8 protein-coding genes and 1 riboswitch are annotated in these 12,082 nt (G+C 64.8%); of the genes, 4 read left to right on the plus strand and 4 right to left on the minus strand.

Going from position 1 to position 12,082, the window contains the following annotated elements:
• Nucleotides 1-93 precede the first annotated feature (93 nt).
• Both tenA and ACK1U9_RS16005 read right to left on the minus strand, forming a co-directional pair.
• On the minus strand, nucleotides 94-756 hold the full coding sequence (tenA, locus tag ACK1U9_RS16000; RefSeq protein ID WP_084785179.1) for a thiaminase II: 663 nt from the start codon (nucleotides 754-756) through the stop codon (nucleotides 94-96).
• Complete coding sequence (locus tag ACK1U9_RS16005; protein WP_046614194.1) at nucleotides 753-1,400, minus strand: TenA family protein; 648 nt, start codon at nucleotides 1,398-1,400, stop codon at nucleotides 753-755. The genes tenA and ACK1U9_RS16005 overlap by 4 nt, the downstream gene beginning before the upstream one ends.
• A gap of 79 nt (nucleotides 1,401-1,479) precedes the next feature.
• Nucleotides 1,480-1,594: riboswitch (TPP riboswitch) on the minus strand.
• A gap of 241 nt (nucleotides 1,595-1,835) precedes the next feature.
• Between ACK1U9_RS16005 and ACK1U9_RS16010 the strand changes: the two genes are divergently transcribed.
• The 4 genes from ACK1U9_RS16010 to ACK1U9_RS16025 all read left to right on the plus strand — a co-directional run bounded on the left by ACK1U9_RS16010 (nucleotide 1,836) and on the right by ACK1U9_RS16025 (nucleotide 9,742).
• Nucleotides 1,836-5,228, plus strand: coding sequence for an Ig-like domain-containing protein (locus ACK1U9_RS16010; protein WP_449110005.1), 3,393 nt, complete (start codon nucleotides 1,836-1,838; stop codon nucleotides 5,226-5,228).
• Between the two features lie 54 nt (nucleotides 5,229-5,282).
• On the plus strand, nucleotides 5,283-6,266 hold the full coding sequence (locus ACK1U9_RS16015) for an SCO family protein (RefSeq protein WP_046614197.1): 984 nt from the start codon (nucleotides 5,283-5,285) through the stop codon (nucleotides 6,264-6,266).
• An 81-nt stretch (nucleotides 6,267-6,347) separates the two neighbouring features.
• On the plus strand, nucleotides 6,348-8,672 hold the full coding sequence (locus ACK1U9_RS16020) for a putative bifunctional diguanylate cyclase/phosphodiesterase (RefSeq protein ID WP_449110006.1): 2,325 nt from the start codon (nucleotides 6,348-6,350) through the stop codon (nucleotides 8,670-8,672).
• Between the two features lie 119 nt (nucleotides 8,673-8,791).
• The gene (locus ACK1U9_RS16025; RefSeq protein WP_046614199.1) at nucleotides 8,792-9,742 is read left to right on the plus strand and encodes a site-specific integrase; all 951 of its coding nucleotides are present in this window, start codon (nucleotides 8,792-8,794) and stop codon (nucleotides 9,740-9,742) included.
• Here the strand turns inward: ACK1U9_RS16025 and ACK1U9_RS16030 are convergent.
• Entirely contained in the window at nucleotides 9,732-10,727 is a 996-nt protein-coding gene (locus tag ACK1U9_RS16030; protein WP_046614200.1) for an SMP-30/gluconolactonase/LRE family protein, read from the minus strand. The genes ACK1U9_RS16025 and ACK1U9_RS16030 overlap by 11 nt on opposite strands.
• 87 nt (nucleotides 10,728-10,814) lie before the next feature.
• A complete protein-coding gene (locus ACK1U9_RS16035) occupies nucleotides 10,815-11,954 on the minus strand; it encodes a glycerate kinase (RefSeq protein WP_046614201.1) in 1,140 nt (379 codons plus the stop codon).
• Nucleotides 11,955-12,082: the final 128 nt, after the last annotated feature.

Raw genomic sequence — 12,082 nt, forward strand, 5'->3', positions numbered from 1 at the left:
CTGTGAGCTCCCACAGGTAAACCACAGCCTTGAAGTCTGCGCAGTACCTGTGGGAGCTGGCTTGCCGGCGATAGGGCCGGCGCAGGCAGCAAATCAGGCTCCGTCCAACCCCATCTGCCAGAAGTCCGCCTCCAGGCTGGACGCCTGGCCGAAAATCCCCACCAGCTCGGCAAACCGTTGCTCGGTCATGCTCCGCGCTGCCAGCTCGTCCAGATGCTTGCGCGCCGCGGTGGCGACACCCTGGTAGCCTTCACCGGCATACTCGGCGATCCACTCGCGGTACGGGTGATTGCTCAGATCGCCAATGCGCTCGGACAACGCACGGCCAATCTCGGCATAGCCGATTACACAAGGCGCCAAGGCCACATGCAACTCCAGCAGGTCACCCGCGGCACCACAGTCCAGCACATAGCGGGTATAGGCAACCGTGGCCTGGTGTTCAGGCGCGGCCTCGATATCGGCCTGGGTCAGACCCCAGCGTGCGCACAGGCGCAAGTGCAGCTCGGTTTCATCCAGAATCGCCGCCAGCCCGGCCTGCGCGGCGCGGATGTCGGCCGGGCGCCGGCTCTTGTAGGCGGCCAGCGCCCAGGCGCGGGCGAACTGGATGAGGAACAGGTAATCCTGTACCAGATAGGTGCGAAAGGCGGCTTCGCTCAACGTACCCTCGCCCATCTGGCGCACGAATTCGTGGTCGACGTAGCTGTTCCACTGCGGCGTGGCGGCAGCCTTGAGGCGGTCGAAGATATCCATGCTCATTTTTCCTCCGGGTAGACGGCATCGAAGAAGGCCAGCTCCAGCGCCACGGTGCGCAGGTAGAAGTCAGCTGCCAGCGCGGCTTCCTGCGGGCCGACCCGGTCGAGTTCGGCTTGCAGGAAGGCAACGAAGTCCTGGAATGCCGGGTTGTCGTGCAGGGTGATCCATTCGGCATGGACGAAGTTGTCCGGCATCGGTTTTGGCGCCTTCAGCGCCCAGTCCAGGTACAGGCCTTCGGCGACGTTGAGTACTGCCAGTGCGGCCGCATAGGACCGGGTGGCCGCCGCTTCGCGCATGATCGCCTTGAAGCCTGCGGTTGGCACGGTGTCGGCCGGTTCGCTGCGTTGCGTGGGGCTCACCCCCAGGGCCTCGAAGGCGCGCAGGAAGTAGGTGTTCTCGTCACTGGAGATCATCCCGGCAAAGCGGCCGAAGCGCAGGCGCGCCTCGAACGTGTCGGCGGTGGCGATGGCCGCGCCCAGCAGGGTCAGGAAGCTGTCGAGGAAGCGGTGGTCCTGCACCAGGTAGTCGACCATGATCGGGTCCGGCAGGCTGCCATCGCACAATTGGGTGACGAAGCGGTGGCCAACGGCCGCCGACCAGGTCGGCTCGCTGCGGCGGCGCAGGGACTGGCTGAAGCGTTCGGTCATGTTGCTGTCCTTGATGGAGAGTGACAGCGAGACCGCGGTGGTTGGCATGGACGGGCCTCGCAGTGAGGCCGGCAAAAAGGCAGGTTTCAAGTCCCATCCCTTCGCCGGCATGATCCGGATCAGGTTCGAAGGGTCACCGCGCTGCAGCGTCCAGCGGTTTCTCAGCCCGTTGCCGGGCTCCCCTTGGTGGCGCTCAGGTATACCCCAGGGCGCCGCTGCTGTCACCACCCAATCTGGGGGAAATGGGTGACCCACAAGTGGGGGGCTCACCCATTTTTGACGCCATGGCCATTAGCTCACATCAGGCGCCACAAGGGTTTGTTTAGAAACACATTCCTCGCATTTGGGTTGGCACAGCCGTTGCTCCAGCCCCAAAAACGGGCAAAACGCCACTGATGGCTGAAAGCCATAAGGCCGCGAGCGAGGCATAAGGCAATGAAAACACCTGCCGTGATCCACCCTGCCAGGCATGCATTCCAGCTATCCACCCTCACCACGCTGATGCTCGGCCTCGGGCTGGTGACGGCGACCGCCGCTCCCCTCGACGACAACAGCATGCCACCGCCGACCGACCCGTCGGCCTACACTGACCAGCCAGCCGACCCGACAAAGGCCTTGCTGGACCTGTTCAACATGCCGCCGGCCAACCAAGGTTCGCTGGAGCTGACCAATGGCGTGTACGGCAACCGCGACACGGTAAGCGCCAACAATGTGTTGCCACCGGCCCTGCAAACCGACAACAAATACCCCACCAATGGCAAGCCCAGCCCGCTGTTCGGGGCACTGCCGTTTACCCAGCAGCTACTGCTGTTCGAGGAATTCGGCACGGAAAAACTCGACCCCACGCTGCCGCCGCCAACCCTGACCTTCCCGGTGCCCACCCTGGGTGCGGCACCGGCGCAGGACCCCAACGTGGTTGCGCGCAGCGGCCCTAGCGGCACGGCCCTGGAAGCCTTCCTCAAACAGCCGGGCCTGTACCCGTTCCCGACCCAGTATTCCAATGTGCTCGACCGCAACCCGTGGAAGGCGCAGATTGAAATGTTCCTCAACCGCCAGCCGGTCGGCTCGCCGGCGGAAGGCCGGCCACCAGGAAAAGGCTGGTCGCACCAGCGGTGGAACGAGTTCTACCCGCAGGCGGGCTTCAAGACCGCCCAGGCTGGTGCACGCATCAACCAAGGACTGCGTGACCGCAAGCAACTGCACAACTATGCAGTCGGTGAATTTGCCCCGGGAGGTCTGTACTACCAGACCTCTGACATCCCGAACACGCTCGGCACCACCAAGGGCATCGACACCCGATTCCATCCGAAGATGCCATTGCAAAACCACAAATCGGTATGGACCTTCGACGGTACGTTCCCGCCCAAACTGCTGATGGCGCGCCATGGTCAGCCGATCCTGATGCGCCATTACAACGCCCTGCCGATCGACCCAGCAGCCAACAACGGCTTTGGCCTGCACACCCTCTCCACCCACGAGCACAACGGCCATTCGCCGGCCGAGAGCGATGGCTATGCCAATGCCTACTTCTTCCCCGGCCAGTATTACGATTACCGCTGGCCGTTGCAGCTGGCTGGTTACGACACCATCAACACCCGCGCCCAGGACCCACGCGCGGCGTTCCCCTGCTCGCCGGGGGAAACGCTGTTCGTCAATGACGCCTCGCCAGGGCTGAAAACCTGCCAGAACGGCAGCATCAAGATCCGTGGTGACTGGCGCGAAACCATGAGCACCCATTGGTTCCACGACCACATGATGGATTTCACGGCACAGAACGTCTACAAAGGCAACGCCGTGATGATGAACTACTACAGTGCCCTGGACCGCGGCAACGAGGCCCTGCAGGATGGCGTCAACCTGCGTTTCCCCAGTGGCTCGGGCATGCCGTGGGGCAACCGCGACTACGACGTCAACCTGGTGATCGCCGACAAGGCCTGGGATGCCAACGGCCAGCTGTGGTTCAACCCGTTCAACACAGATGGCTTCCTCGGCGACCAGATCCTGGTCAACTGGCAGTACCGGCCCACGCTCAAGGTGCGCGCGCGCAGCTACCGCTTCCGTATCCTGAACGGCTCGGTGTCGCGCTACTTCAAGTTCGCCGTGGTGCGTGAAATTGCCGGTACCAGTGGCGAATTCAAAGGCCCCACCGGCTCCAACCTGTCGTATGCGCGAGTGCCGTTCCACATGATCGCCAACGACGGCAACATCATGGAACACACCGTTCCGTTCGACGGTACCCTGGACCTCAACGGTGACGGCAACCTGCAGGACAACAACGGCATCCTGCCGCTGCAAGGCATTGCCGAGCGCTACGACATCATCATCAACTTCGCCAAGAACGGCATCAAGGTCGGCGACAAGCTGTACTTCGTCAACCTCGAGGAGCACCAGAGCGGCAAGGGGCCGGAAGGCGCCATCTCGCTGGCCGACGTGCTGTCGGAAAAGTACAAGCCAGTGATCAAGCAGACCACCAAAGGCCCGCGTTGGGAAAATGGTGATCCAGCAATCGGTAAGTTCCTGCAACTAGTGGTACAGCCCTACAGCGGTCAGGACTTGAGCATGAACCCGGCAGACTATGAGCCCGCCAAACCAGGGAAGGCTGCAGGCATGAAGATGCTGCCGCTGCCGATCGACCGCAACTCTGCCACCGACCAGGCCAAACTCCAGGCTGCCCGCCACCGCGAGTTCATCTTCGGTCGCTCCGACGGTACCGACACCCAGCCCTGGACCATCAAGACCGATGGCGGCTTTGGCTACTCCATGGACCCACGGCGCATCAGCGCGGCGCCACAGCTGGCCCAGCAGTCGACCGACGGCGGTTTCAGCGGCGACGGCACCCTGGAAGTGTGGAAGATCATCAACGGCGGCAATGGCTGGAGCCACCCGGTGCATGTGCACTTCGAGGAAGGCGTGGTCCTCAGCCGCGACGGCAAGGCACCGCCGGAATGGGAAAAATGGGCGCGCAAGGACGTGTTCCGCATCGGGCCGGATATCGACTCTTCGGAAGAAGTGGAAGTGGCGATCCGCTTCCGCGAGTTTGCCGGTACCTATATGGAACACTGCCACAACACCCAGCATGAAGACTCGTCGATGCTGCTGCGCTGGGACCTGGAGCACCCAGGCCAGTTCCAGGTGATGCCGACCCCGCTGCCAGGCTGGGATGGCGTGGAGTACGTCGCTTCGGTTGGCCTGCCGACCTTCCGCACCAAAGACCGTGGCGACGACGACCCCATCAACAAGCCGCCAGTCGCGGCCAACGACAGCGCGGCTACCACGGCCGGCAAGCCGATCACCCTGAACGTGCTGGCCAACGATACCGACCCGGAAGGCAACCTGCCGCTGACCGTCGTCGGGCTCAGCCAGCCAGACTCCGGCCAGGGCAATACCAGCACGGATGGCACCAAGGTGACCTACACCCCGCCGGCCACTGTCACCACGCCGTTCACCGCCAGCTTCAACTACTCGGCGCGTGACGCCAAGGGCGCCGAATCGGTAGCGCCGGCCACGGTCAGCATCGCGGTAGGTTCGGCAGCGGTGGTCGACCAGATCCAGGTCACCAGTGCCACGGTACAGGTGCTCAGCAGCAACCGTTTCACCTGGGAAATTGCTGGCACTACCTCGGTGGCCACGGGCAACAGCATCACTGTGACCGCGGCCACTACCGGCGGCCCGGTGAACCTGGGCACCGCCACGATGACCGCTTCCGGCAGCGGTGCCAGTTGGCGGTTGGTGGCAACCACCTCCGGCTACGGCCCGGCCACGCCGGCGACGGTGACCGTGAAGTCGGCGCTGGGGCAGAGCGTGACCGCGCCAGTCAGATACAAGTGAGGGTAAAGCGGGGCTGCCATGCAGCCCCGCTACCGTTATCGACGAGGGTCCATAATGTCCGGCTCATGGCGTTTCCTGCTGGTGCTCTCGCTGTTCGCCGCCAGTATCCCGTTCTGGCCGCTGCAACCGCAGCAACCCGTGGCCGACGAAGCTGCAACGCCCTGGGGCGCCGACTACTTCCCCAACATCCCGCTGCTCACCCAGGACGGTGAAAAAGTGCATTTCTTCGACGACCTGATCAAGGACAAGGTGGTCGCCATCAACTTCATTTTCACCGGCTGCTCCGATTCCTGCCCGGTGGAGACTGCTCGCCTGCGCCAGGTACAGAAAATCCTCGGTGACCGGGTTGGCAAGGACATCTTCCTATACTCCATCAGCATCGACCCCTACAACGACACCCCCGCCACCCTCAAGCGCTACGCCGAAAAGTTCGGTATCGGCCCCGGCTGGACGCTGCTCACCGGCGAACCAGCCGATATCGAACAATTGCGCCGCAGCCTGGGGCTGTACATCGATGGCCTGGAAAACGGCCGTTCCAAGGACCACAACCTGAGCCTGATCATCGGCAACCAGGCCACCGGCCGCTGGATGAAGGCATCGCCCTTCGAAAGCCCGTACATCCTCGCCGACCGCCTGGGCAACAGCCTGCACAACTGGAAACAGGCCAGCGCCATGGCCAACGACTACGCCCAGGCTCCCGAGGTGCGCGCCCCCAGCAGTGGCGAGCAGCTGTTCCGTACCCGCTGCTCGTCCTGCCACACCTTGGGCAACGCCGAGCCAGGGCAGCCTGGCATCGGCCCAGACCTGCTGGGCGTGACCCGCCAACGTGATGCCAACTGGCTGACCCGCTGGCTGAAGGAGCCTGACCAGATGCTGGCCCAGAAAGACCCCCTGGCCATGCTGCTGTACGAACAGTACAACCGCGTGGCCATGCCCAACATGCGCCTGGGCGATGCCGAAGTCAGCGCGCTGATGAGCTACATGGAGGAAGAAACCGCGCGCCTGCAGACGCCTCTGGCCGATAAGGGCAATCCTTAAAGGCAATTAGCCATCAGTCATTAGACTGTCATCTAACTGTCGTATTTTTCGACCATCACCCAGGGTCGGGAACTATCAGCAGTGATTCGCCGTTCGCTTTCATCCGCCAGCCTTCTGCGGCTGCTGATCCTGATGCTCTGTGCAGCCACCCTGGCCTTTCTCTGGGGGCTGCACGTTTCGCAGAAGGCCGCCGCCCGCCAGGACGCGCTGTCAGCCAAGGCCGCCGAGCACCTGAACCTGGCCAGTATCGTCAGCGAAAGCCTGCGCCAGCTGGTGGATCGCGCCCAGGCCGTGGGCCGGGTCACCCAGGACGACATGAAGGTGCTGCGCCAGGGCAGCGCAAGCTTGGCGCGAATGCTTGCCGAAGACCCGGTTTTCAAGCGCATGAGCCTGTACGACCGGCGCGGCCGGCTGTTATCGGCCAGCCATGCCGACGAGGCCGACGAGCTGCCCGAAGACTGGTTGCGCCAGTTGCAGCGGCACGTTGCCCGCTACGGTTTCAAACCGCTCCTGCCCAGCGTGCAGCCCCCAGGCCAACCGGTCACCGAGCCCAACTGGCACCTGCCCTTCCTGCTGCCGCTGACCAACCTGCCCGGCCGCGAGATCGACAGTATCCTGGTGGTGCAGCTGGACATCGGCTACCTCGCCGTGCTGCTGCAGCACATCGACCTGGGCACCAGCGGGCTGGTGCGCCTGTTGCAGGATGACGGCCTGGAGCGGTTGCGCATCGATGGCAGCGGCGTGGTGGTAGCCGATGACGCACTACTGCCAGGGCTGCCGGACAACGGCAGTGAAGCGGGCATGCTGACCCAGTACGCGGCCGGCGCCCCGTACCAGAGCCTGTACCGGCGCCTGCCCGGGCGGGGTTTCAGCGTGGTGGTCAGCCAGCGCCAGGAGGAAATCCTCGCGCCCGCCACGCTGGCCTATTCCCGGCAGTTCTGGCTGAACCTGAGCATGACCCTGATGATCCTCGCCAGCCTGCTGTGGACCTTGCGACTGTTGCGCAAACGCCAGGAGGCCTTCAGCGCGCTGGAACAGGCCCAGCAGGTCAACCAGCAGTTGATCGGCCGCCTCGAGGACGAACACCGGCGCAGCAGCCACGCTGCGGCCACCGACCACCTCAGCGGCCTGCACAACCGCCGCCAGTTCGTCGAGCTGGCCGGCCAGGTGCTCACCCGGCAACGCGGCAAGCGCCGGCTGATGGCGATCCTGTTCATCGACATGGACCGCTTCAAGTCGATCAACGACTCGCTCGGGCACAAGATCGGCGACTTGCTGCTGCAGGCCGTGGCCGGGCGTATCCAGCGCCTGCTGGAGCCCGGCGACGAGGCCTCGCGCTTTGGTGGCGACGAGTTCGTGGTGCTGCTGGCCGGCGAGCGCAGCGAGGAACAGATCAATGCCTGGGTCCGCGTACTGGTGCAGAGGCTGTCGGCCACCTACGCGCTGGACGGCCAGGAGGTCAACACCAGCCCCAGCGTGGGCGTGAGTATCTGCCCGCGCGATGGCCAGGACATCGACAGCCTGATCCGCAGTGCCGATGCCGCGATGTACTCGGCCAAGCAGGCCGGCCGAGCCCAGTACCGCTTCTTCGACCCGTCGCTGAACCTGGCCGACATCCACGCCTTCACCCTCGAACAGGCCTTCGGCAGCGCCCTGGCCGAGCGCCAGTTCGTGCTGCACTACCAGCCACAGATCCGCCTCGACACCCAGCAGGTGCTGGGCTACGAAGCGCTGGTGCGCTGGGACCACCCCGAGTTCGGCCTGCTGTACCCGGACCGGTTCATCGGCCTTGCCGAACGCAGTGGCTTCATTGTCGAGCTGGGCTGGGAGGTGTTGCGCCTGGCCTGCGAGGCGTTGTCGGGTTGGGGGGCTCAGGGCCGGGACACGCGGCTGGCGGTCAATGTCTCCGCCCTGCAATTGCGCCAGCCGGATTTCGCTGCACGGCTATTGAGCAAACTGCAGCAGTACGCCATCGCTCCGCAGCGGCTGGAGCTGGAAATCACCGAAACCACCATCCTAGAGCCCGAAGGCACGGCGGTGGTGCACCTGCACACCCTGCGCAACGCCGGTTTGGGCATCAGCCTGGACGATTTCGGGCGCGGCTACGCCGGCTTCGCCCACCTGCACTCGCTGCCGCTGAGCAAACTGAAGATCGACCGCTCGTTGATTGCGCCGCTGTCCAACAGCCACGACGACAGCCCGATCGTGTCGTCCACCATCATCCTTGCCAAACGTCTGGGCCTGGAGGTGGTGGCCGAGGGCGTGGAAACCCGCGAACAAGTGGTGTGCCTGAAGCTTGCTGGCTGCGATATCGCCCAGGGCTATCACTTCAGCCGGCCGCTGTCGTCGGCGCAGCTGCGCGATCACCCGCTGTTCAACGGTATCGAGGACAAGGCCTGCGTGTAACAGAAGCTCTGGCCGGGAGCAGCGAATGAGTGATGGGTCGTTGGCGCGCCAGCATCACAGCCGGGACAGGCAATTCATTTCGGTTTATCGTGTGCCCATCATCCACTTGCACCTGCACCATGACTGACATCGAGCGCTACGTCCGCGCCGCCACCCGTGACAACACCCGGCGCAGCTACCAGGCCGCCATCGATCATTTCGAAACCCACTGGGGCGGTTTTCTGCCGGCCACGGCCGAGAGCATCGCCCGCTACCTGGCCGACCACGCCGACCAGCATGCCGTGAGCACCCTGCGCCAGCGCCTGGCGGCGCTCAGCCAATGGCACGTCGCCCAAGGTTTCCCCGATCCGACCAAGGCGCCGTTGGTGCGCCAGGTGCTGCGCGGCATCCGCACCTTGCACCCGACGCCGCCCAGGCAGGCCGCGCCGCTGTTGCTGCAACACCTGCAAAGCGCAGTGGAATGTTTTGAAGAAGAAGCCCGCCAGGCCCGGGAGCAGCATGACCTGGCCACCCTGCGCCGGGCGCGTCGCGACGCTGCGCTGCTGTTGCTGGGCTTCTGGCGCGGTTTTCGTGGGGATGAACTGGCACGCCTGCGCGTAGAGCACATCCAGGCCGAGGCCGGTGTCGGCATCACCCTGTTCCTGCCGCGCAGCAAAGGCGACCGCGAAGCCCAGGGCGTGCAACACCGCACCCCGGCCCTCAAGGCGTTGTGCCCGGTCACGGCCTACCTGCAATGGCTGGAAGTCGCCGGCATCGCCCATGGGCCAGTGTTCCGCAAGCTCGACCGCTGGGGCAACCTCGGCGACACCGCGCTCAACAGCAACAGCCTGGTCGGCCTGCTGCGGCGCATGCTGGAACGCGCCGGGGTACCGGCAGCGCTGTATACCGGCCACTCGCTGCGCCGTGGCTTTGCCACCTGGGCCACGGCCAATGGTTGGGAGTTGAAGGCGCTGATGAGCTATGTGGGCTGGAAAGACGCCAAGTCGGCATTGCGCTACATCGACGCGGCGCAGCGCTTTGGCGAACTGGCCGTGCTACCGGCCAGCCAGGCACAAAAGCTCATTCCTTGAAGGTATGGCGGGCTATACCGCCAATTTCGGGGCTGATGGCATACAGGTCGCCCGCATCAGGGTAATGGTGCAGGTCTTCGGCACTCATGCCGAAGCGCGCGGTGCTGATGAACAAGGTATTCATCCCCTCCCCCCCGAAACAGCAACTGGTGGGGCAAGGCACCGGCATCAGCACCTGATCGGTGAGGTGGCCATGGCGGTCATAGCGCAGCAGGCAACTGCCATGGTACTGGCACACCCACAGGCCGCCTTCGCGGTCCAGCGCAAGGCCGTCCGGCCGCCCCAGTTCGGCGGGGGTTTCGGCAAACAGGGTGACCGCGCCAAGCCGGCCTTCGGCCAGGTAACTGGCGCGATAGATCGAGCGCGCCGCCGAATCGACGAAGTACACCGTGTGGCCGTCCTGCGACCAGGCCAGGCCGGTGGGCAACGCCATGTCGTCGTGGATCACCTGATCATTCAAGTTTCCGTCAAAGCGGAACAGCGCCCCGGTGTTGCCGCTCAGGGCATCGTCCATCAGACCGGTCACGAAGCGGCCCTGGGGGTCGCAGGCGCCGTCGTTGAAACGGTAGGTCGACCGTGGGTGAACCGACACCGAATGCCGACGCACCTTGCGCAGCGGCACGTCGAAGATGGCCACGCTGGCATCCTCGGTGAAAATCAGGTTGCCTTGGTTGGTCAACGCCAGCGCGCCGATGCGTGCCGCGGACTCGTACAGGCACTCGGCTTGGCCATCGGGCCTGAGGCGGTTGATGCGCCCGCCAGAGATATCGACGAAGTACAACGCACCGCTGCGTTCATCCCAGACCAGGCTTTCACCCAGGTCGGCGCGGGTGCTGGCGACGTTGACTGGCAGGTAGCTGCATGGCTGGAGGTGGTTACGCAGCTCGCCCGCCTGCGCAAGCGTCAAGGAACAGGCCAGTCCCAGGCCCTGTGCGGCATCGGTGAACACCGCTACGTTGTCGTGGAATGGCTCTGTGACGGGCATTTGCTGGCTACCTTCGATTCTCCTTCCTACGATAACAACAAAAAAATCAATGACCAAGCGCGGGGTGCGCCTGACTGCAGCGGTCAATCAAGTTCGCGTTGCGCGGCGCCACAACCGCCCGATATCACAAGCACGCGCCCGCAACAGTTCAGCGGCATCGGCACATGCCTGCTCCAGGCTCATCGGCCCGCTGGCCAGGGCAAAGGCAGCATCGACACCGTGGGCATACAGCTGTTGGTAGCCTTCACCCAAGGTCCCGGCCAGCACCACCACCGGCACCCCGTGGCGCTTGGCAACCCGGGCCACACCCATCGGTGTCTTGCCGCGCAAGGTCTGGGCGTCAAAGCGCCCTTCGCCGGTCACCACCAGGGCTGCGCCCTGCACCAAGGCATCCAGGCCGGCCAACTCAGCCACCACTTCCACCCCGGGGCGGAATTGCGCGCCCATGAATGCCCGCGCCGCGAACCCCATGCCGCCGGCAGCGCCACAACCAGGGTAGTCCCGTACATCTTCACCCAGCAGCTGCGCACAATGGTCGGCAAAATGACTCAGGGCGTGGTCCAGCGCCTGCACCTGCTGTGGGTTGGCGCCTTTCTGCGGGCCGAAGATCGCCGAGGCACCATTGGCGCCACACAGCGGGTTGTCGACGTCTGCTGCAACTTCGAACTGCACCTCAGCCAGGCGCGGGTCGAGGTCGCTGGCATCGATGCGGGCCAGTTTGGCCAAGGCCAGGCCGCCCTCCTCCAGCACTTGCCCGTCGGCGTCCAGCAGGCGCAGGCCTAGCGCCCGCAACATGCCACTGCCCCCGTCGTTGGTGGCACTGCCGCCGATGGCCAGCACTACCCGTTGCGCGCCGGCGGCCAGGGCGGCGGCAATCAGCTCGCCGGTGCCCCAGGTGCTGCTGCGGCAGGCATCGCGCTGGCCAGGCGGCACCAGCTGCAGGCCACTGGCCTGGGCCATTTCGATAATGGCCGTGCGGCTTTGCGGCAGCCAGCCCCAGCCCGCCTCCACGCTTTGCCCCAAGGGCCCGCGCACGGCCTGACGACGCAGTTCGCCGTGGCTGGCGGCGAGAATCGCATCCATGGTGCCTTCGCCACCGTCAGCCATCGGGCACTCGACCAGCTCGGCCTCGGGCCATGCCTCGCCCAGACCCGCTGCGATGGCGCGGGCGACACCGGCAGCGTCGAGGCTGTCCTTGAACGAGTCGGGGGCAATGACGATCTTCATGGGGGTTCTCCTGTCCTGATGAGCGGCATGCTGACAGGTGGCTGCCAAGGAGGCCTCGGTCAAATGCACAAAACGCCGGGCGGGTTGTTTGGGCAGTTGCCTTTCGCCTGTACTGGCCCTATCGCCGG

The sequence above is a fragment of the Pseudomonas sp. XP1 genome, from assembly GCF_053557675.1.

What these genes read in the sequence shown, in the direction of transcription:
- ACK1U9_RS16025 (WP_046614199.1), top strand. Translation starts at nt 8,792, where the DNA reads ATGACTGACATCGAGCGCTACGTCCGCGCCGCCACCCGTGACAACACC.
- tenA (WP_084785179.1), bottom strand. Translation starts at nt 756, where the DNA reads ATGAGCATGGATATCTTCGACCGCCTCAAGGCTGCCGCCACGCCGCAG.
- ACK1U9_RS16030 (WP_046614200.1), bottom strand. Translation starts at nt 10,727, where the DNA reads ATGCCCGTCACAGAGCCATTCCACGACAACGTAGCGGTGTTCACCGAT.
- ACK1U9_RS16015 (WP_046614197.1), top strand. Translation starts at nt 5,283, where the DNA reads ATGTCCGGCTCATGGCGTTTCCTGCTGGTGCTCTCGCTGTTCGCCGCC.
- ACK1U9_RS16005 (WP_046614194.1), bottom strand. Translation starts at nt 1,400, where the DNA reads ATGACCGAACGCTTCAGCCAGTCCCTGCGCCGCCGCAGCGAGCCGACC.
- ACK1U9_RS16010 (WP_449110005.1), top strand. Translation starts at nt 1,836, where the DNA reads ATGAAAACACCTGCCGTGATCCACCCTGCCAGGCATGCATTCCAGCTA.
- ACK1U9_RS16035 (WP_046614201.1), bottom strand. Translation starts at nt 11,954, where the DNA reads ATGAAGATCGTCATTGCCCCCGACTCGTTCAAGGACAGCCTCGACGCT.